The sequence below is a fragment of the Janthinobacterium sp. GL_088 genome (assembly GCF_057837845.1).
The window spans coordinates 3,170,474-3,193,050 of record NZ_CM174453.1 but is presented as its reverse complement, the minus strand read 5'-3'; the positions used below and the strand labels follow the sequence as shown (position 1 = coordinate 3,193,050).

8 protein-coding genes are annotated in these 22,577 nt (G+C 67.9%); all 8 read right to left on the bottom strand.

The features are described from left to right. Window positions 1-12: 12 nt before the first annotated feature. Window positions 13-2,529, bottom strand: a complete 2,517-nt coding sequence (locus AC3IQ7_RS14470; protein WP_489210317.1) for an ATP-binding protein — start codon at window positions 2,527-2,529, stop codon at window positions 13-15. A gap of 10 nt (window positions 2,530-2,539) precedes the next feature. Continuing rightward, window positions 2,540-3,568 (bottom strand): ABC transporter substrate-binding protein, encoded by a 1,029-nt coding sequence (locus AC3IQ7_RS14465; protein WP_489210315.1) that lies wholly within the window; start codon window positions 3,566-3,568, stop codon window positions 2,540-2,542. Next, entirely contained in the window at window positions 3,565-5,202 is a 1,638-nt protein-coding gene (locus AC3IQ7_RS14460; RefSeq protein WP_489210313.1) for a response regulator, read from the bottom strand. Before AC3IQ7_RS14460 ends, AC3IQ7_RS14465 begins: the two co-directional genes overlap by 4 nt. 133 nt (window positions 5,203-5,335) lie before the next feature. After that, window positions 5,336-7,534: an aldehyde oxidoreductase molybdenum-binding subunit PaoC gene (gene paoC / locus AC3IQ7_RS14455; RefSeq protein WP_489210311.1), complete on the bottom strand. Its 2,199-nt coding sequence runs from the start codon at window positions 7,532-7,534 to the stop codon at window positions 5,336-5,338. Between the two features lie 4 nt (window positions 7,535-7,538). After that, complete coding sequence (locus AC3IQ7_RS14450; RefSeq protein WP_489210309.1) at window positions 7,539-8,498, bottom strand: FAD binding domain-containing protein; 960 nt, start codon at window positions 8,496-8,498, stop codon at window positions 7,539-7,541. Next, on the bottom strand, window positions 8,495-9,154 hold the full coding sequence (paoA, locus tag AC3IQ7_RS14445) for an aldehyde dehydrogenase iron-sulfur subunit PaoA (RefSeq protein WP_489210307.1): 660 nt from the start codon (window positions 9,152-9,154) through the stop codon (window positions 8,495-8,497). Before paoA ends, AC3IQ7_RS14450 begins: the two co-directional genes overlap by 4 nt. 76 nt (window positions 9,155-9,230) lie before the next feature. Beyond that, entirely contained in the window at window positions 9,231-9,941 is a 711-nt protein-coding gene (locus AC3IQ7_RS14440) for an RNA polymerase sigma factor (protein WP_489210305.1), read from the bottom strand. Further along, on the bottom strand, window positions 9,938-22,543 hold the full coding sequence (locus tag AC3IQ7_RS14435; protein WP_489210304.1) for a filamentous hemagglutinin family protein: 12,606 nt from the start codon (window positions 22,541-22,543) through the stop codon (window positions 9,938-9,940). Before AC3IQ7_RS14435 ends, AC3IQ7_RS14440 begins: the two co-directional genes overlap by 4 nt. Window positions 22,544-22,577: the final 34 nt, after the last annotated feature.

The window sequence follows — 22,577 nt, the reverse complement described above, 5'->3', positions numbered from 1 at the left end:
CCCTCCCAGGCTCTACCCTGTCGCAATAACCTTGTTCAAGGCGCGTCGCAATTCCTTCAGCCGGGGCGGCTTGCCCAGCACGCAGTTGACGTGTTCGGGATAGTCGCTGTCGGCCGCCAGGCGCTGGCCCCAGCCCGTGAGCATGATGATGGGCGTGGCCGGCGAGCACTGACGCACGGCGCTGGCCACCTTGCGCCCGTCCACGTGGGGCATGCCCAGGTCCGTGATGACTACCGAAAAATGCGCGTGCCTGTCGTGCGCGGCCAGGAAGCTGTCGATGCCGGCCTGGCCGCCATCGGCGGACACCACCTCGTGGCCATCGATTTCCAGGATGTCGCGCAGGGACTTGAGCACCATCGGATCGTCGTCCACCACGAGGATGCGCAGGCGCGGCGGCACGGCGTGGGCCGTGTCGGAGGCTTCATGTTCCTCATCCGCCTCGCAGGCGGGAAAAACCAGGCGCACCGCCGTGCCCTGCCCCGGCGCCGTGACGATGTCGATGCTGGCGCCATGGCGCTCCATCATGCCATACACCATGGCCAGGCCCAGGCCCGTGCCGCGCTCGCCCTTGGTGGTGAAAAACGGTTCCAGGCAGCGACGGCGCGTATTCTCGTCCATGCCGATGCCCGTGTCGCCCACTTCGACCTGCACCTGGCGCGCCGCCTGGCCGGGCACGCCGATGCAGCTGGTGCGCACAGTCAGGGTGCCGCCTTCCGGCATGGCGTCGACGGCGTTGAAAACCAGGTTCGTCAGCGCTTCGCGCAGTTCGCCCACGCTGCCGGGCAGCATGGGCAGCTCGTCCGCCAGCTCCGTGTGCAGGGCGATGACGATGCCGCGCTGCTGCGGCATGTCGCTCCAGCGCGCGCGCGTCAGGTCCAGCACCTGCTGCACCACCAGGTTGGCATTGATGGGCGACAACGCCAGTTGCGGTTCGCGCTGGCGGTAGAATTCGCGCATGCGCGCCACGGTGGCGGCCACATCGTCGATGGCGCGCTCGATCACTTCCAGGCAATGCCGGCCTTGCGGACTGAGATTGGTTTCCGTTTCCAGCAGCGATTCCGTGTACAGCGCCACGGGGGAAATGGCGTTATTGATATCGTGCGCGATGCCGCTGGCCATCTGCCCCAACGCGCGCAGGCGTTCCTGCTGCATCACCGACTGCTGCGTCTGGCGTAAATCGTCATACGCGCGCTGCAGTGCGCCGTAGAGCTGCGCCTGGTTGGCGGCCAGCGCCACGTGCTCGCTCAGCTGGCTGAGAAATTCGCACTCGCCGCTGGTAAAGCTGTGTGCCCTGCGGCGCGCCACGATCAAGATGCCGAAGACCGTGTTTTCGGCCAGCAGCGGTGCCATGACGAGAGCGCGCAGCCCTCCTTGCGCCAGCCGCTGCGGAAACGGAAACGCCACCTCGGCGATGTCGGCTTCATACACGAGCTTGCCGCGCACGCAGCTCGACAGGCCGTTCTCGTCGATGGGAATGTGCGCGTGTTCGCTCATCATGAACGACAGCGCCAGCGCCTCGCTGCGCACGCCCACGCACGTCACCTGCAGCGCGTGCTGGGACGGCTCGTACAGGCAGATACAGCTGAAATCAATGGGCAGCTGCTCTTCCAGGCTGCGCACCACCACCTGGAAAATGCTGCGCAAATCCTGCCGCTCGCCGATCGAGCGCGTGATCTGCTGCAGCAGGTTCAGGCGCTCGAGCTGCTCGTGCACCTTGCGCTCGGCCAGCTGGCGCTCGGCGATCTGCGTTTCCAGGGCGGCATTCGTGTGCGCCAGCTCGTCGCGCGAGACCGTGGTGCGCCGCAGCTTGTCCGTCATGCCGTCGAAGGCGCGCGCCAGGTCGCCGATCTCATTTCTGGTGTTGAGGCCGAGCGCAAAATCGAGCTTGCCGGCGCCAACGATCAGGGTACCCTGGCGCAGCTTTTCCAGCGGTCCCGTCACGCTCGTCATGGTGAAGTAGATCAGACCGGCCACCAGCGCGATGATCATCCCGCCAAACAACATCACGGCCACGTTGGCCCGCTGCTGCGCATCGAGCACGCCTTGCCGGCTCAATTCGGACAGCCGCATCGCATCCGAGATCATGCCCTGCACCTTGCCCATGATCTGGCCGGACAGGCGCGACTCCAGTTCGCCCAGTACCTCGCGCCGCTGCGGGTCCTGTCCCAGCTCGCGGTGATTCGCCACAAACAGGTTGAACAGGCCGCCCACGCCGGCCAGGTCGGCCTGCAATGCGCGCAGCAGCGCGCGCTCCTCGCCGCCGTTGAAGGCGGGCGTGGCCAGCAGGCCCGAAGACAGCGAGTCGCTGCGCAGCTGCCACTGGGCCCGCGTGCGCGTGCCATGGTGCAGCGCGTATTCGATCGACAGGTAGCGCAGCGACGTGACGGCTTGCAGGATATCGGCCGCCGCCTTGTTCTTCGCCAGTTCGCGCTGCATCGCCAGGGTGGTGGAAAACAGCACGGCGACGATGATGGCCACGAGCACCACGCAAAACAGTTGGGCCAGCTTGAAGCGCGTTACGATTTTCACGGTGGCCTTCTCAATGAATGACCGTCACGGCCGATGGCGCCACGGCTTCCAGGCCGTCCAGGTAGACGGCGTCGAGGAAGTTCGGCATGTCGCTGCGCTCGCCCAGCCGGTTCTTGATGGCCCAGCGCGCCTCGTCTTCCAGCGCCAGCAGCAAGCCCTGATCAAGAACGATATCAAATTGATATCGGTGCCAGGCCGCCCGCAGGCGCGCCGCCTCGCTGGCCGACGCGCTGGAAAACAGGGCCCGCGCGGCATCGGGCTCGTCCCGGCAAAAGCGCGCGCCGGCGATCAGCGCGCGCAGCACCTTGCGCATCGTCGCCGGGTGGGCACGCACATAGTCGCCCGTGCCGGCCACATTGAACAGGCCGGCATACACATCCTCGCCATAGAAGATGGCCGCCTTGCCCGCGATGGCCTGCGTCATGCCAGTCAGGAACGGCTCCCAGCCGGCCGCCGCATCGACCTCGCCGCGCGCCAGCGCCCCGGCCAGCTGGTCCGGCGTGTAGTTGTGCAAGGTGACTTCCGCGGGCAACAGCTTCTGGCGGTTCAAGAAGGCGTCCAGCGTGAATTGGCCGGACGTGCCCAGGGTCACGCCGATGCGCTTGCCCTTCAGGTTGGCGGGCGTGGATACGCCGCGGTCCAGGCGCCCGACGATGCCGTGGTCGCGCTCGGCCTCGAAGATGCTGGCGAGGATGACGACGGACTGGTTCTTGAGGCTGGCCAGTACCACGGGAATATCGGAAACCGTGCCCAGGTCGGCCTTGCCCTGCAGCACGGCTTCCAGCGACGCCTTGCCCGACGAATACGGCTGCAGCTGCGCGTCGATACCCTCGCGCGCGAAATAGCCGTGCCCATGCGCGGCCAGCACGGGGCAGCTGCCCACGTATTCCGCATTCACGGCCAGGCGCAGCACTTCCACGGGAGCGGGCGGCGGCGCGGGACGGGCAGCGAGCCGCCAGAGAGCGAGGGCGGCCAGCGCCGCCAGTAGCAGTGCGGCCGCCAGCCAGACCGCCCGCCGCGCCGGCGCCAGGCCGCTCATGCGCTGCACTGCGCCGTGGCCGAGTCCAGCGCGCTGTTGATGGCCTCGGAAAACGCCTGCACGTCGATCGGCTTGGTGAGATAGCGGTAAAACCCGGCCGCCAGCCCCTGGCGGATATCGCCGGGTCCGGCCACGGCCGTCAGGGCGATGACGGGGATATGCGCGGTACGCGGATCGGCGCGCAGCAGCTGCATGACTTGCGTGCCGCGGATGTCGGGCAGGTCGCAATCCATCAGTATCAGCTGCGGCAGATGGCGGCGCGCCATGTCCAGCCCCGTTTGCCCGTCGCCGGCCGACAGCAGGTCAAGGTCGGGGCGAAAATGGATCAGGCCCGCCACCAGGGTCACGTTCAGGGGATTGTCTTCCACATACAGCAGCGTCTTGCGGTCTGGCAACGGTGGCGTTTCGGCGGGCCGGGCCATGACGGGCAGGCGCGGACTGTCCTGCAACGGCTGGCGCGCCGGGCAACTGGCGATATCGAGCCAGAAGGTGCTGCCGCGCCCGGGCGTGCTGGCCACGCCGAGCCGGGCCTGCATGGCTTCGGCCAGGCGCTTGCTGACCACCAGCCCCAGTCCCGTGCCCTCCTCGTCGCGCGCATCGCGTCCCAGCCGGTTGAAGGGCTGGAACAGCGCCTCGAGCTGCGCGGCGCTCAGCCCGGCGCCCGTGTCGCGCACGGACAGGCGCAGCTGGCGCGCATCGACGGGCTGGCAATCGACGTGGATCTCGCCCTGGTCGCGGTTGTACTTGACGGCGTTCGACAGCAGGTTGATCAGCACCTGCTTGAGGCGCGTGCGGTCGGCCAGCACATGCACTCCGTCCGCTTCGACGAATGTCAGGGTGATGCCGCGCTTGTGCGCCAGCGGCTCCATCATTTGCCAGCATTCGTGGTAGATGCCGGCCAGGTCCACGGGTTCCATCGACAGCGACATATTGCCCGACTCGATCCTGGCGATATCGAGGATATCGTTGATCAAAGTCAACAGGTGCCGGCCGGCGCCGAAGATGTGCGAGGCAAAGGTTTTCCTTTCCTGCGCCGTCGAAGGGATGGAATCGGATGTCAGCATCTGCGAAAAACCGAGGATGGCGTTGAGCGGCGTGCGCAACTCGTGGCTCATGCTGGACAGGAAATTGGTCTTTTCCTGGTTTGCCCGCTCGGCCACCTCGCGGGCCAGCTGCAAATCCTTGTTCATGGCGTCCAGTTCGGCCGTGTGCTGGCGCAGCAGCAGTTCCAGGCGCGCATTGGCGATGCGCAATTGGCGCGTTTCCAGCGCCCGCACCAGTATCAGCAGGATACCCGAGACCTTGAACGGCTTGACGACATAATCAAGTGCCCCCGCCTTCATGGCCTGCACGGCCGACGCGATCGTGCCTTCGCCCGTCATGATGATGCACGCCAGATCAGGATCGATCCGGCGTGCCGCTTCCACCACGGCGATGCCGTTCATGCCTGGCATCATCAGGTCGACCAGCAGCAGGTCGAACGATTCGACGGCCAGCAGCGATAGCGCCGCCTCGCCCGAAGCGAGGCCCGTCGTGTCGTAGGTCTGGCCGCGCAAGGTCTCGCAAAGAGCGCGCACATGCGCCAGCTCGTCATCGACGATCAGTATCCGCGGCGGCATTGGCGAGCTGTTCATGCATTCTCCTGGCGGCATGAGCTTGCGGGCCGCGAATGTGCCCCGCAAGATGCGTTCCGAGCATAGCACCTGAAAATTACCAAAAATACACGCTTTGTCACGCGCGCGGCGCGAGGCCGACGCCAAGCCGAGTCTAGGCCATTATGGGCAGCCCCCGCAGCAGCTTGTCCAACGTTACCGGATAGTCGCGCACCCGCACGCCCGTCGCGTTGTACACGGCATTGGCAACAGCGGCCGCCACGCCGCAGATGCCCAGCTCGCCCACGCCCTTGGCTTTCATGGGCGAAGACATGGGGTCCGTTTCGTCGAGGAAGATGACGTCCTGATGAGGGATGTCGGCGTGCACGGGCACTTCGTAGCCGGCCAGGTCGTGGTTGACGAAGAAGCCGCGGCGCTGGTCGACCACCAGTTCCTCCATCAGAGCCGCGCCCACGCCCATGGTCATGGCGCCGATAACCTGGCTGCGGGCCGCTTTCGGGTTCAGGATGCGGCCGGCCGCGCACACGGCCAGCATGCGGCGCACGCGCACTTCGCCCGTGTCGCTGTCCACGCCCACCTCGACGAAATGCGCGCCGAACGTCGATTGCTGGAATTTTTTATCGAGGTCGCCATATTCCATGTGGTCTTCCGCAACGACGTCGCCATGGTAGGCGGCGGCAGCGAGCGGCACGCTGCGCTCGCCCTGGCTCACCTGGCCATCGGAAAAGCGCGCTTCCTTCTCGTCAAAGCCCAGCTTGCCGGCGATGGCCTGGCGCAGGCGCACGCAGGCCGCGTACACGCCGGCAGTGGAACTGTTGCCGCCCCACTGCCCGCCCGACCCGGCCGAAACGGGAAAATCCGAGTCGCCTAGGCGCACGACCACCTTGTTCAAGGTCACGCCCAGCATTTCCGCCGCCGTCTGCGCGATGATGGTATAGCTGCCCGTGCCGATATCCGTCATATCCGTTTCCACCGTGATTACGCCATTGCCATCGAGGCGCACGCGGGCGGCGGACTGCATGACGAGGTTGTTGCGGAAGGCGGCCGCCACGCCCATGCCCACCAGCCAGCGCCCGTCGCGCCGCATGCCCGGCTGCGCTGATCTCTCCTTCCAGCCGAATTCCACGGCGCCCGTGCGCAGGCAGTCGATCAGCCGGCGCTGGGAAAACGGCCGGCCCGGTTTTTCCGGGTCCACTTTCGTGTCGTTCAGGATGCGGAACACGATGGGGTCCATTCTCAGCTTGTCCGCCATCTCGTCCATGGCGATTTCCAGCGCCATCAGCCCCGGCGCCTCGCCCGGCGCGCGCATGGCATTGCCTTCCGGTAAGTCGAGAACGGCCAGACGCATGGCCGTCATGCGGTTTGGCCCCGCGTACAGCAAGCGCGTCTGCATCACGGCCGTTTCCGGCTGGCCACCTTTGAGGTCGCCGGACCACGATTCATGGCCGATGGCCGTGATCTTGCCGTCGCGCGTGGCGCCAAGGCGCAGGCGCTGGATGGTGGCGGGCCGGTGCGTCGTGTTGTTGAACATCAAAGGCCGCGTCAGGGCCACCTTGACAGGACGCTGCGCCGCGCGTGCGCCCAGGGCCGCCAGCAAGGCTTCCGCGCGCACGAACAGCTTGCCGCCGAAACCACCGCCGATGTAAGGCGAAACGATGCGCACCTTGTCTTTCTGTATGCCCAAGGTCCGGGCCAGGTCGCCCCGGCCCCAGTCCACCATCTGGTTCGCCGTCCACACCGTCACCTTGTCGCCTTCCCAGGCGGCAATCGAGGCGTGCGGCTCCATCATGGCGTGCGACTGGTCAGGCGTCGTGTAGGTGGCGTCCACGCGCACGGGGGCAGCAGCATAGGCACCGGCGAAGTTGCCCGTCTTGCTGTCGGGCTTGCCGTCTTTCGGCTTGCTCGCCGTGCCCTTGGCCGTGGCCAGGTCGAAAGCGCCCTTCTGCTCGACATACTTGACATCGAGCAACTGCGCGGCCGAGCGAGCCTGTTCGAAGGTTTCCGCCACCACCAGCGCGATGGCCTGGTGGTAATGTTCAATGTCCGGACCACCGAGCAGCTTCGCCGTATTCATCTTGCCTTTGCCAAGCTTGCCGGCCGATTCCGCCGTCACCACGGCCAGCACGCCGGGCGCGCGCCGCGCAGCGCTGGTGTCAATGGAAGCGATGCGCCCCTTGGCAATCGCCGCGCCGACGACATGACCGTAGGCCGCATGCGGCGCGGCCTTGTTCTGTTCATACGCGTATGGCGCCGTGCCCGTGGTTTTCAGGGGACCGTCGATGCGGTCCGTGGGGCGGCCGACGACTTTCAGCTGGTCGATGGGATTGGTGGTGGCGGGTGTCGTGAATTTCATGGCCCTAGCCTTTCTTCGCTTGTGCTTCAGCCAATACGGACGCCACGGTGCGCTGCGCCAGGGTCACCTTGAAGGCGTTGCCGTCAGTCGGCTTGGCGCCGGCCAGCAACTGCTGGCTCACGGCGGCGGCGCCATTCGGTATCGCCTGCTCGGCAGCAGGCACTCGCCAAGGCTGCGGCGCGACGCCGCCCAAGGCCAATCGGCCCGTGCCATTGGGCAAGATGATGGCCGCCACGGACACCAGCGCGAACGCGTACGAGGCGCGGTCGCGCACCTTGCGGTAGACATGCATGCCGCCGACGGGCCGGGGCAAGGTCACGCTGGTGATCAGTTCGCCCGGCTGCAACACGGTTTCCAGTTGCGGCGTGTTGCCCGGCAAACGATAAAAGTCGGCGATGGGGATGCTGCGCACGGCGCCGTCGGCCCGCACCGTGTCGATGCTGGCGTCAAGCACGCGCATGGCCACGGCCATGTCGCTCGGGTGCGTGGCGATGCAGTCGCCGCTGCCACCCAGGATCGCCAGCGGCCGGCTGAAGCCGACTATGGCCGAGCAGCCGCTGCCCGGCACGCGCTTGTTGCAGGCCTGGTTCGTGTCATAGAAATACGGGCAGCGCGTGCGCTGCAGCAAGTTGCCAGCCGTCGTCGCCTTGTTGCGCAGCTGCGCGGAGGCGCCGGCCAGCAAGGCGCGCGACAGCACGCCATAATCGCGCCGCACCGTGGCGTGGGCTGCCAAGGCCGTGTTGCGCACGAGGGCGCCGATGCGCAAGCCACCGTCCTTTGTTGCTTCCACTTTATCCAGCGCCAGGCCATTGACGTCGATCAAGTGCGCGGGCGTCTCGATTTCCAGTTTCATCAGGTCGAGCAGATTCGTGCCGCCGGCGATGAAGCGGGCGCCCGGCGTGTGCAAGGCGGCGGCCGCCGCTTCGGCCGGCGTGGCGGCCTTCTGGTAGCTGAAGACTCTCATGCCGGCGTCCCCGCCACCTCGGTGATGGCCTCGATGATGTTGGAATAGGCGCCGCAACGGCAGATGTTGCCGCTCATGCGCTCGCGCAATTCTTCGGGCGTCACCGAGGGGGCCGCATTCAAATCGGTGCTGACGTGGCTGGGGATGCCCTGGCGGATTTCTCCCAGCGCGGCCACGGCCGAGCAGATCTGCCCCGGCGTGCAGTAGCCGCACTGGTAACCGTCATGCGCGATGAAGGCGGCCTGCATCGGGTGCAGCTTGTCGGGCGTGCCCAGTCCCTCGATGGTGGTCACCTTGGCGCCGTCATGCATCACAGCAAGCGTTAAACAGGCATTGATGCGCTGGCCATCGAGCATGACGGTGCAGGCGCCGCACTGGCCATGGTCGCAACCCTTTTTGGTTCCTGTCAGGTGCAGGTGTTCGCGCAAGGCGTCGAGCAAGCTGGTGCGCGTGTCGAGTTCCAGGCTGTGGCGCTGGCCGTTGACGTCCAGGCTGACTTTCATCAGGACGGGCGGCGGAGAAGCGCCGGCCAGGCTGGCCGCATTGACGGCCTCGGCCGCCCCTGCCACGCCGGGCACGGCCGCCGCCGTGGCCGACAGCGCGCCGGCGATCAGCACGCCGCGCCTGCCGGCATTGATGTGATTACACTCTGTCATGTCGCGCTTCCTCCTGGCTGTGGACTGGCTGGGTGGGCGCATGCAGGCCCGAAGCAGCAGTCTGACGGCCGGATTTCTACGCGTCTGTACGCGAACGAACGTTCAGCCTCAGGCCGCGCCGGGTCGTGCCGACGCCGCCCTGCGCCGCGTAACCCGTGTGGCGGGCGCAATGGTCGAGCGCCTGGCGCAAGGCCGTATCGACATTGCGCAGCGACATGTCGTGCCGCTCGGCCACTTCCTGGCGGGTCAGCTCGTCCACGCGCAGCGCTTCGAGCACTTGCCGGTGGCGCCGTGGCAGCAAGTCGACGGCCTGCGCCAGACGCCGCACGTAGGCCTGCAGCTCGGCCAGGCGTTCCGGCCCGGCCGCCGTATCGGCGAGGAAATCGACGAGGCCGGCGCCGCCATCCCCTTCGCCATCGTCCACATACAGCCAGGCACGGTTGCGGCGCAGGCTGTCCATGGCCGCATTGCACGCCACGCGAAACACATAGGCGACGGGGCTATGCGCCAGTGCCGCGCCATCCCCGGCAGCCAAGGTGCCCAGCCTTAGCCAGGCGTCGTGCAGGCTGTCGCTGGCCAGCTCGGCGCAGCCCAGGTGGCGCGCCAGGCGCCGGTGCAGGCTCGCGTAATTGCCTTCCAGTACAGCCTGCAGTTGCGCGCCCTGCCCTGGCGCCGCCGCCATGTCGTTGGCCGCCTGCAGGCGGGGCCGGATGGCGGGCCGATACCAGGCCATGCCCGTCATGTGCAGGGGCAAGGCAGCAGCCATACTCACCACGCCGGCCATCATGGCGACAACCTGCTGCGCTCTTGCGCCGTCAGCTGGCGCGTGGCCGATTCCGGCAGCGTGCCCAGGCCCAGCACGCGCACGGCGCTGCGCGGGTTGTAATCGGTCGCCTCGATGCGCGCGCCGTCCTGCGGCGCGGCTTGCGCGCTGTCGGGCGGTGCGTCGCTGCCAAAACCCAGCACGCGTACCGTGAACACCGATGGCTGAGCGGAACGGGTGGCGGCGCGTTCACGCTGCACCACGTCCTGCGCCGCCGCCGTCGCCTGGTTAGCGGCCGCGCTGGCGTTCGTCATGGCGCCCACGTTGACGGACGCCACCGTCGGCATGCCCTTGGATTCGCCCTTGACCTGGATATTCGCCGCGTTCATCACGGTCAGCGCGGCCAGGTTGACGTTGCCCGAGACGCGGATGCCCGCCTCGCCCGCATCGATGGTGCCCAGCGGGGCCAGCAGATCCACGTCGCCGGCCGGCACTTCCGCGATCGGCGCCAGGGTGGCGATGCCGGCGCCCGTGCTCGGCACGTCGGACGACAGGGTCACGTTGCCCCAGTTGTCATACACGCGCTTGGGCGGCGTGTAGACGATGGTCGACTTCGAACCGCGGCCCGCATTGATGTCGCCCGTCGACGACCAGCCGAGGATATCGCCGCCAAACGTCGTCATGATGCGGCTCTGGCCCAGCAGGATGCTGCCATGCGAGAACAGGTCGATATTGCCGCCGCCCTTGGTGATGACGCCGGAAGTCGACGGCGGTGCCTCGCCTTCGATGCCCAGCACCTGCTTGCCGCCCGGCGTCAGCATCTGAATATCGCCGCCGAAGTTGGTGTGCACGTAGCCGCTGCGGGGGAAATAATCCCTGCGCTGCTCGCCGTCGTTCCACTTGGAATACAGGCCGCGGTACATGATGATGTCGCCCGTATAGGCAATCGCCTTGCCATTCGCGTCCGTGGCCGGCGCCAGGCCAGCGATGGCGTTGCGGCTGCGCAGGAAGCTGCCATAACGCGCGCTGTCCGCATCGTTGTACTCGCGCCCGCCCGCCTTCAGTTCCGCAAAATACACGTCGCGGGCGAACACGCGCTGCTGCGGTGCCGGCAAGGCCAGGAAGTAGGCCAGCGCCTCGGCAGGCGTGCCCTTGAAGCCGTAGCGTTCACCGAGCCAGGTGGCCAGTTCGCCGCCGTACGATTTCACCACCTTGCCGGCCTGGTCGGCCAGCGGCACGCCCGCCTGCGCCACGTTCGCCGGGTCAAGATACGGTTTGACGAAGCGCAGGTAGTCGAGGCCCGCCGCGCCCACGCCGGCCTGCATGGCGATGCCGGCGCCCGGACGCTTGTCTCCCGCGACGACGGGGCCGAGGCTGACGACGCTGCCCTTGTCCTGCATCAATATATTGCGCCCGGCGCTGATGTCGAGCGTGCCGGGGCCGGCCACGTTGAAGGAGCTATTGAGTATGTCGCGTCCGGCCGAGACCACCGACACGTCGAACGCGTTGTTGTGCACGAACAAGTTGCTGTAATTGCGGAACATCATGTCGCCACCGCCCGTGCCGTCGATGGCTTCCAGCAGCGCCGTGCCGCTGCCGACGATATCGCGGCCTGCCTTCATCCACACCGGTTGCGCCCCCTCGTACCAGGTGACGCCTGCGTGTTTGGCATCGTAGAACGCGACCATGCGGCCGCTATTGACGCCGATCAGATCGCCCTTCACGGCGTAGATGCGCGCCGCTTGCGTGCCGCTGTTGGCCGGACCGGCGGCGGAATCGGGTCCGAAGGCGAACAGCGGAGCGTTCCACTGCGACGACGGCACGCCCGTGTTCGAAACATTGCCGCCCAGGGCAGTCTGGCTGCCAGGCCGGAGGTTCCAGGCCGCGAAGGCTGGCTTGAACGGCGTCGCCATGCTGTCGGCGGCCGCGCCCGACTGGCTGACGGCGTAGCCGCCCGCATAAATGGAATCGCCGGCCAGCCATTCCAGCTGGGCGTTTGGCGACGGCGCCAGCAGCAAAGGATCGGCATACGCGGTCGCGCCACCCCAGTCCGTGATGGTCTTGCCATAGTACAAGCTGCCATTCGCGGCCGCGGCCCGCACGATGGAGGGATAGACGACGGCCAGGTCGGTGGCCGTGCCGATCGGCGCGGTCAGCGGCGTCATGTTGCCGCCGGCGGAAAACAGGTCGAGTGCCGTGCGCGGCGTCCACAGGCTGAACCAGCTGTAGCCGGCGCCCGCTTCGCCCGCCGCACTGGTATACGACGCGGCGTTGAACATCGGTACGCGGCCGGGGTCGGCCACATCCTGCAGCACCTGGTCGCCCAGGGTGGCCACATTGAAAGTGGCGTCGCCGGGCACCAGGGTCATGCCGCCCTGCGGCGTGGCGCGGGTGGCGCGGAAGGCGTCGAAGGCGCGCGTTTCCAGCGGCACGTGGTCGGTAGCGCGCGTGCCGTACTGCAGCGCGACCTTGCCCAGCTGGGCAGCGGCCACCTCCACGTGGCCGCGCAGATCGGCCAGCGCGCCATTCAAGTGGCCGCCACCGGACTGGCTGGACGGATTGAGGCCGCCGCCCACGCGCAGGTCCAGGTCGCCGCCGCCCGTCAGTTGCAGGCTGCCGTCGGCCAGCACGCGGCCCGTGCTGCCCACGGCCAGCAGCAAGCCCTGCGAGCGCGGATTGATGTTGGTGTTGAAGACGGTGGCAACCTTCGGCGCCAGCACGCCCGCATCGCCGGCCACGTCGGCGCGCACATTGCCGCCGCCCAGGGTGCCGAAGCCCGTAAAGCCCAGCACGGTATCGGCCAGGGCATCGCGGCCCACATAGCTGCCGAAATTGATCCACCACGCCGTCGGCTGGGCCGGACCGCCCGTGGCCACGCCGCCGCTGCCCTGGCGCCACAGCCAGTTGCCCACCGCCACCGAATCGCCGGGGCCATCCTTGCTGACGGGGCGCCCGTTGGTGGCGGCAGCCCCGCCGACCAGCGAGCCGCTCAGGTCGCCAGCCACCCGCAGCAGCAGATTGCCGCCCTGGTCCGGATACCAGGCGCGGTAGAGACTGTCTGCGCCGCCATCGACCAGGCGCTCATGCGCGCCATCGGGGTTGGACAGCACCGTGCCGTCCAGATTGCGCGCGCGCGGCAGGTTGTACGGGTCACCGGCCGCCGTCGCCACCGACGACATGCCGGCCGTGTACACGCCGTACAGGCTATCCATGCGCAGGTCGCCGCCGCTGACCAGGTCCAGGTCGCCCGTGCCCGTGCGCAGCACGCTGTAGCGCAGGCTGGACGCCTTGTTGTCGAAGGTAGGGTTGGAGGTGCCGCACCAGGTGGGGTTTTCCTCGCACATGGTGGGCCAGCCCAGGCCGGCCAGGTCGACCACGTCGCCCGCCTTCACGCTCGGGTCGGCGAATTCTTCGGCGCCGGCCTTGGTCCACACATAAGCCAGCTTCAGCACGCACATGCTGGCGTCGCCAGCGCAAAATTCCGCCACGGTCTGGCCGAACTGGCTGATGAATTCCTCGGTGATCGGTTCGCCCGCCACGATGCCGACGATGCCCTCGCGCTCGCCCAGCTCCTGCGCCGCCTGCGTCCAGTGCTGCACGCCCTTCGGCGGGATCATGACGCCATACATGCCGTAATGGCTGTCGGCCAGGCGCAGGGTGCCGTGGGCCGGATGCGCTTGCACGCTGCGCGTGTCAGCCGCCTCCAGGTCGGCGCCGGCCGCCAGGCGCATGCCCCACGATTGCGAACCTTCAGCCAGCATCGGTGCGATGGCCCACAGCGCGCCTTGGCGCCCCGCCACTTCCGGGCGCAATGCGATGGACGTCACGCCGGGCAGCAGCTTGACGTCGGTGCCGTTCGGGATCAGCGCGCCGACGGGCAGCACCACTTTGCCACTGAGGGTGACCACGTTGCGCTCGCCCAGCAAGCCCGGCAAGGCAACGCCTTTCGGCCAGGTCATGGCGCGCACCTTGACCATTTGCGCGACCACGCTGCCCGCGTCGAGCCGCATGCCGGCAGTAAAGGTCTGTTCCGTGGCCAGCAAGGTACCCGCCGCGTGGACGATATTGCCGGCGCTGTCGCGCACGGCAGCCGCCAGGACCGTGCCGGCCGGCAAGGTAAGCACCTGGTTCAGGACCACGTCCACGGGCAGGCGCGTGTTGGCGCGGAAACTCAGCGCCTTGACGGGCACGTCGTAATTGAGTGTGACGCCGCCCGGGAAAATGGTGCCGTCGGCCAGGGTCACGCCCGTGCCCGGAACGATGACGTCGCTGCCGTTGATGTCGCGCCCCGGCAGCAGCAACCAGCCCTTGTCGTCCTGCGTGGACGGCGGCGGCGCGAAGCCGTCATTGATGCTGCCATAGATATTCAAATCGCCGCCGGCGCGCAGCAGCAGGCTGCCCACCTCGCCCGAGCCGCGCGCATGCGTCACTTGAAAACGCGGGTTCAGGCTGGCGTAGCGCATGCCCGACAAATCCAGGTCGCCCTGCACCACCAGGTCGCCGTCCGCCGTCTTGCTGACGATATCGACGCCGGGCCGCAAGTGCAGCGCCTCGGCATACGCGGCCGTGTTCAAGCCGGCCAGCTTGCCATTGCGCAAGTTGGTGTTGGCCAGCGCCGCATTGACAAACGCCGTGCTGTCCGCATGCTTGCTGTCGAGGTATGCCTGGTTGACCACCTGATACGGGCGGCCACTGGCCGACAGGTCCGTGGCATAAGCCGCATCGTCATAGCGCTGCATGGCGTTGACGGCGATGGATTTCGCGCCGCGGATGGTGAAGCCGCCGCCAGCCGTAATGGCGATGTCGCCAAAGGTGGCCGCGTCTGCGTCCGTGCGGGAACCGCCGCTGCCCAGGCGCGGCGCGCTCAGTTCCACCGTGCCGCGCGCGGCGCCGTCGTATTCGCCCTTGCCCTTGCCAAGCACGGCCGCCGTGCCGTGGCGCACGTCGATCTGCGCGCCGCCGGCCAGGTCCAATGTGCCCTCCCCCGCGTTCAGTTCAACCGTGGCGCGGTTCGGGCTATCGATGATCTTGCCATAGCTGTCGACGCGCAAGACGGTGCCGTGCGCATCGAGCACGGCGTTGCCTGCCACGGTGACGCCATGCTTGCCGGCCAGGCGGATGCTGCCTACGCGCTCGCCGCTGGCATCGATCGTGCCGGCCACCGTCAGGCGGCCATTGTCGACGGATACCTGCACTTCGCCCGCCTTGAGTTCATTGCCGATGCTCAGGTCGCCCTGTTTCAGCTGGAAGCTGCGTGCGCCCGTCACGCCGCCTTCGTTCAGGCGCTTGTTCAGCGCAGCGAACTGGCTGTCCAGCGCGCCGCTCGCGCCCAGGGTTTGCGCACGCACGTCCACGCTGCCCAGCTTGTACGGCACCACGGTGCCGCCCGCGTCGTAGCTGCCGCTGGCGCCACCGAGTATCTTACCTTGCAGCTCCACCATGCCGGCCGCGCCATCGAGGGCCACGGCCTTCAGGCTGCCGGCCCGGTTGTTCTCGGCCGACAGGTCGATCACGCTGCCGGCAGCTGTGCGGATATCGCCGGCGCGGCTGTCCAGGACCACGTCGCCGCCCCAGCTGTATTTATCCACGTCGAAGAAGGTGCTCTTGCGGCCCGCCATGTCGATGCGCGCAGCATCGGCCACGCTGATGTCGTGCTGCGCATTGACGGTGAGCTTGCCGCTCGGCAACACCACGGCTGTCGCCACGTTCACGCTGTCGCCGTTCAAGGCCAGCTGGGCGCCCAGCGCCGCGTTAGTTTTGGCGAAAGGGGCTGGCGCGCCGGCCGGCGCCGTCACGGCCAGCGCGCCGCCCGCCGTGTAGCTGTGCGACGAGCCGGCCTCGCCCGTCAGCAGCGGCGTGGTGATATTCAGATTGCCGCCGCTGTACCGGAAGCCCTTGCCCGTTTCATACGCGCCCTGCGCCTGGTAGACGGACAGGCTGCCCTTGTGGTTGGCCGTGACCTGGCCCGAGGCTTTCAGGTTGACGGTGCCAAAACCCAGCGCCAGGCGGTCGAAGGTGGCGACGCCGGCTGGCTGCGTGAAGGGGCCGAAGCCGAAATCGATGCGCTCCGTCTCCAGGTTCAGGGTGCCGCTGCCCGTGCCGGCGCCATGCGCGATCACGTTGCCGGGCGCCGACAGGGCGCCGCCCCAGATCAGGTTAGCCGTGCGGATGGTCGCCACCGTGCCCGCGCCACCCTGTCCATACATGGCCGGCGTGGTCAGCACCAGGCGCTCCAGGTTCGATTTTCCGCTCGTCTTGTCATAGGTGTCGAGCACCACGTCGCCATAGAAATTGACGCTGTCGGCCGCGTTCAACATCAGCGCCTGCAGTGCCGGCGCGCCCGTGCTGGTGTCGCCGCGCAGCAATCGGTCCAGCAGCCCCTGGTTCAGGGTCAGTCCGGCGGGACGCGTGCCGCTGGCCTGGGCCGCCGCCAGCGCCTCGTTCGAGCCGATATTGATGGCGCCCACAGCCAGGCTCAGGTTGCGCGTGCCGTAGCGGGCCGTGTCGTCGAGCTGGAAGCTGCCGCTGGTCGCCAGCAGCAAGGTGCCTTCCGAGTACAGGCTGGCCGTGCCGCTGCCCGCGCAAGCGTCGGCGCACATGCCGATGCGGATGCCGCCGCGCGTCGCACCGCTGACGGGCGCCACATTGAGCAAGCCGTTCGACGCGGCCAGCACGTGCACGTCCGGGCGGCTCTGGTAGATGAAGCCATCGTTGGCGTCGTAGGCGGCCTTGCCGCGTCCCAGGGTGTTGATGCCGGCGCCGGGCGCGATATCGATCACGCCGTCGCCCAGTTCAGAATTGCCCGGATCCTGGGCGACGAGGAATACTTCGGGCGCCGACAAGACGGCGCCGGCGCGCAGGTAGATGGCGCGCGCCGACTGGACGCCGAAGTTCACATAGTTGCCGCCCTGGCCATATTCCACCGTGGGCGCATTGCCCACCACGATGCGCGCCGCGCCGATATTGTTCAGGCTGGAAGCGCGTATGCTGACCTGTTTCGCGTCACCGCTGGCCGGCGCGCCATCAGCGAGGAGCTCGATCTCGCCAGCGGAGGTATTGCTCGACATCAGCACCACGGTGCCGCCATAGCCGCCCTCGGCCGCGGCGAACTTGCCCGTGCCTTGGAACTGGAACGTCTCCAGGCCGCCGCCGGGCGCCAGGTTCAGCTTGAGCGTTTTCGCATCGGCCGGCAGCATCGCGCGGGGAATGCCCCGCGTTTGCGCATCGGCCAGGGCAAACGCGGCATAACCCATTTCGTTGTACTGGGAATACGTGCGCACGACCTTGGCCGGCGTGATGATCAGCTGGCTGGCCAGCGGCGCGCGGATGTCCGTGCCGGCGATCGACAAGGTGCCGGGTGCGGCCCAGGAACCGTTGCGCAGCGGCTGCGCCAGCGTACCGGCGCTACCCTGCCCCGCCAGGCCGTTCAGTTCCACGCGGAAGGCGCCCGGCAGCAGAGCGTAGGTCGACGGCATCAGGGTGTAGGTGCCGGCCGCCAGGCCCGGCACGCCGTTGCCTATCGTCACCTGCCGGCCGATGGCCGCATCGGAGGCGCCCGAAGGCGCTTGCGGCGCCTGCACGCCCGGCACGATGGCGTACACGGGATTCGTCGCCAGGCCCGGCAGGATGAAACCGCCGTTCGCATTCACTTGCGCCAGCGGATGATAGCGCGCATCGGTGGAGCCGCCGCGGCCCGCGATGAAGCCGGCGCCCGTCAGTTCGCCGCCGCCCGACAGGTCGAGCAGCGCGCCCGGCTGCACCTGCACGGCCACGCCGGCCATTTCCACGCCGACGCGCAAGCCGCCCTGCGCATTGAAGCCGCCCACGCCCATGAAGGTGGCCAGCTTGCCGTCCACGTTCCAGCTCTGGCCATCGACCGTGCCGCCATACGGCATGACCAGGCCGGCACCGCTGACGGAGCTGATGCTGTTGGCCAGCAGATTGACGCTCAGGCTCTTGTCATTTTCATAGCGGGCCGCGCCAATCGCCAGGCGCCCCAGCGGCGCACGCACCACGCCGCCCTGCTCGATATGCGCGGCCTCCAGTTCCAGCGAGCCGAAGGCGGAATACGGCATGGCCGGCACGCTGTCCGTCGTGCGAGCGATGCGCAGGCTGCGCGCCGGATCGTAGCCGAACTTTCCATCCGTGCGGCCATAACCGACGCGTACGGCGGCGCCGGCGCCCGTGTCCGGATACAGCTGGGCCGCGCTGAGGGTCATGTCGCCCGGCGAGGACAGCACCGTCGTCGCCTCCGCGCCGCCCCAGCCCAGCGGGGACAGCAGGAAGCGCAAGTCGCCGCGGCTGCTCAGGCGCACGTCGTCGGCCAGGATGGAGACGATGCCGCGCACGTCGATCAGGTCGCCCGCGATGCTGACCTGGCCAGCCATCGGCGACTCCCCGGCCGTGCCCGGCGTGACATAGAAATCCTTGCCGGCCGGCTTGATGTTGGCCAGGCGCACGTACGGCGCCGCGATGCCGACCTTCGCGCCGGGCTTGCTGCCGGGTGTCAGCACGGGCGCGCCGTACAGCTGGAAGCTTTGCTGCAGATGCAGCGACACGTCGCCATCGAAGGAGGCGGCGCCCAGCAGGGCCAGGCTGCCGAAGCCGCCCGCTTCCACCTGTTCCACCGAAAAACGCCCGTGGCCGTACTGCAGCGTTGCCGCCGCATCCCGAGCGTTCACGTGTTCAGCCAGGTCGCTGGCGCCCTGGCGCTGCGTCAGCGCCAGCTGGCGGCCCTGCAGCACCTTGTCCGTGGCCAGCACTTTCAGGTAGACGGGGGTGCCCGTGGCCACGGACAGGCTGCCGCCCGCCGCGCCCGCGCCGCCCGCCCGGGCCAGCAACTGGCCATCGAGGTACAAGCCATTGTTCGACGCCAGCGCGATGCTGCCGCCCGCACTGGCCACGTCGACGGCCGCGCCGTTAATGTCGAGCACGGCGTGCGCGCCGGAAGCGTCCAGCACGGCGCCGTCGCGCACGACGACAAACAGGCTGGCCGCCGACGTGCTGCCCTGCGCATGGTCGATTTCGCCGCCGATGACGATGCTGCCGCCATCGACCACCTTGCCATAGCGCCGGCCCTGCGCATCCGTAGCGCTGACGGCGCGCGCGGCCACGTCCAGCACGGCGTTCTCGCCGACCCACAGGGAACGGCCATGGCCGGCCGCTTCCACCGCTTCGGACACATTCACGGCGACGCCCACGCCGCCGAGGCTGATCTTGCCGCCCCAGGCGTTCAGCCGCCCTTCCACCGTCAGCTGGCCCACGCTGGACAACTTGATCGACTGGCCCGCATCGACATTCACCACGGCATTCTTGCCCACCAGCAGTTCGGCGATGGCCATGTCGGCCGCATCGGACTGGACATCGCCCACCTGCAGGGCCAGACTGGCGCCCTTGCGCTGCGTCAACGTGCCCTTGACGGTGTTTTCCGTGACCTGTTCCGGCGTCCACAGTGCCAGTTTTTCATTGTCCACCACGCGCAGCACGGGCATGCGCACGTCGACCTGCGTGCCGTCCGCCACCGTCACGCCCTGCTTGCCGAGCAGACTGTAGCTGGAAAAACCCTTGTCAAAGAAGTCGCCATCCAGCTGCAGGGTACCTTTCTGTCCGGTATCGGCTTGGCCGACCAGTATCTTGTTGGCCTGCAATTCCAGCTTGCCGCCGCCGGCAACGCCATGGCCGCGCACCTGCGCGCTCTCGCCCAGCACCAGGTCGGCCTTGGCGCCATAGCTGGCCAAGGTCACGTTGCCGCCCTTGCCGCCCTGCTGTTTCGCCTGCGACAGGATGGCCGCGCCCGAGCTGACGTCGATCAGGCTGCCGCTGCCGATGCGCACGTCGCCATACGCCCGCAACGATACCGTGCCGCCGTTCAGGTACGGCAAGCCGGCGGCGGCCAGCGGATCGCGCAGCACGTTGCTGAGCAAACCGCTGGTGTCCAGACTCACGCCATCGGCCAGCAGCAACGTGCCCGGGGGCACGCCCGGATTGACGAAGGTATCAGCCATGCCCAGTGCGCCGATCTGGTTCAGCACATTGCCAGCCATGATGCTGCCGCCATGGCTGCGCAGGTTGCTATTGATGGCCACGTCCTTGCCGAACAGGGTAATATTGCCGCCATCGGCCACCTGCAGCGCGCTGTCGACAGTGATCGCGCCCTTGGCGGCGATGCGGATGGCACCCAGTTGCTGATTGTTCAGCAAAGTTGTGTCGAGCAGCAGCCTGCCCTGGCGCTCAGCGTCCAGCACGCCTGCCACGTCGAGGCCGGCGGCGATGCCGTCCTGCACCCGCGTCAGGCGCACCTCGTCCATGACGGCCGACAGCGCATGCTGCAGCACGCCCGTGCGCTTGTCGAACATGGCCTGATACTGGCCGACGATCAATTGCCCCCGCTGCGCGGCCGCCAGTTGCGACTGCTGGTAGCCGTCGAGCAGCGCCTGCGGCGCCTGGCTCTGGCGCTCGCCCTGGAAGACATCGCCCGCAATCGCTCCTTCCAGCACGGCCGACCCCGTGGCCACCACCAGCTTGCCCGCGTCGCGGCCCACCGTGTAGCCGTTTTCCAGGCGCTGTTGTGCAGCGATCAGGGGATTGGCGTAGAAAGCGCTGGCTTCCTTGCCCCAGCGCGCGTGTTCTTCCTCGTAACCCTTGTACACGCCAAGATAGGCCAGGTCGGCCGGCGCGCTGCCCGCTTCATACAGCTTGCCGTCCGCGCCTTTCAGCCAGGTCTGGCGCAACGCGCCCGTCTGCACGTCCAGGGTGCCGCCCGACAGATTGATGCCGGAGCCGGCCTGCGTGACGACATCCTTGCCGCCGAAGCTGACCGTGCCGCCCTGCCCCATCCATTCGCTGACGGAGTGCCCCTGCGTGCCCAGATAACCGGCCACTTCCAGCAAGCCGCCGGCCGTGTACCAGCGGTCGCTGTCATAGCCATTCGTGCCCTTCGGTACGAACACCAGCTTGCGGCGGTCCACCCAGATGCTGTTGTTGATCAGGGCCTTGCCATCGCGGTTGACTGGCGCATCGCGCTGCTCGTTGCCCTGCACATTGATCTCGATATTGTTGGCCGCCATCGCCACCTTGACGCCGACGGCGCCGGACACGTCAAGCTGCGCCCCGTCGCGCAACAGGCTGCGGCTGGCCGCATTGACGGCGATCTGGCCGCCCGTGGCCAGGGTCAGCGAATCGCCGAGCAATTCCACCGTGCCGGCGCTGCCGATCTCGATGCGCGACTGGTCGCGGCGGTCGTTGACGAGCGAGATATTCTGTTCCGCCGCCACGGCCGGGCCGCGCATGGCGTCGCGCTGGCTGTCGAGCGCCATCGTCTTGCCGTCATCGTCGACGAGGATGGCCGTGGTAGCGCCCCGTCCCACGGTGACGGCCGCGTCGCTGCCCAGGGCATTGAGGTGTATCGTGCCGCGCGTGGCCGTGGTGGTGGTGGCGAACAGCACGCCATCCTGCTGCACCGTGCGCCCGGCCAGCGTGATGTCGCCTTCGCGCGCCTGGATCAGGCCCGTGTTGACGACCTTGCCCGCCGTGCTGCCGGCCGCGAACTGCGGCGTGACTTCGCTGCCGCGCGTGGTCGACAGCGGATTGCCATCCGTGCCCACGCCCTTCTTGATGGTAAAGCCGTCGCCGGCGGCCAGCAGGGCCTGGCCCTTGGGCGTGCTGATCTCGCCCCCGTTGTGCACCTCTTTACCCAGCAGCATCACGTAACCGCCGCCTTCCGTGCTGCCCTTGGGCGCATTGCTACTGACGCGCGCGCCGGCCTGCACCTGCACCTTGCCGGCCGCATCGGTGAACGTTGCGGCGCCGGCCGTGCCAGGGCTGTAGATGCCGTTTTTCTGGAATTGCGCGTCGCTGATGCGGGCCGCGGCCGCCACCAGGCTGCGCGTATCGACCTGGCTCGTGCCCGTAAACACGATGCCGTTGCGGTTGACCAGCAGCACCGTGCCATCGGCCTTGATCTGGCCCTGGATCTGGCTGGGACGCGCCAGCGGATCGTTGACCCGGTTCAGCACGGCCCAGTCCTTCTGCTGCTGGAAGGTCAATGTCGTGTCTTTGCCCACGTTAAACGTTTCCCAGTTCAGGATAGCCTTGTCCGCCGTCTGCTGCACCACCACGGCCGTCTTGCCGTTCGCCACTGTCTGCACGGGTCCCTGGGCATTGAGCCAGCCGGCTGTCAGGCTGTTGGTGTCGACCTGCAAGCCACCCTGCGCCAGGCCATTTGGCACGCTGGCGCCGCCGGCGGCCGCCTGGCGCGCCTGCGCCTGGGCCGCTTGCTGCGCGGCGATGGCGCGCGCGGCCAGGTTCAGGTTGTTGAGCGAGCGCTGCAACTGCTGGTTCGCCTGCTGTTGCTGGCCCTCGGGACGGCTGCCCAGCGGCAGCGGCTGGCCATTCGGCAGGCGGCCCGCCGTGGCCGCCGTATTTTGCGCCGCGCCCTTGGCCGCGAACCAGCCGCCGCTGAACGCCTGCTGCGCACGGGCCGGCGTGGTGAAGGCGCCCGCCATCAGCATGGTGGTCAGTGCATAAGCGAGCGGCGTGAGCCGCAAGCGGCTGCCCAGCGTGGAGGTACGCTGCGCGTCCGTGTCAACGTTTGGGACTGGGCGCTGGGCAGTGTGAAGCTTGGTCATGGCAATGGTTTCCTGGCTAGAGAGTAGGGAACGG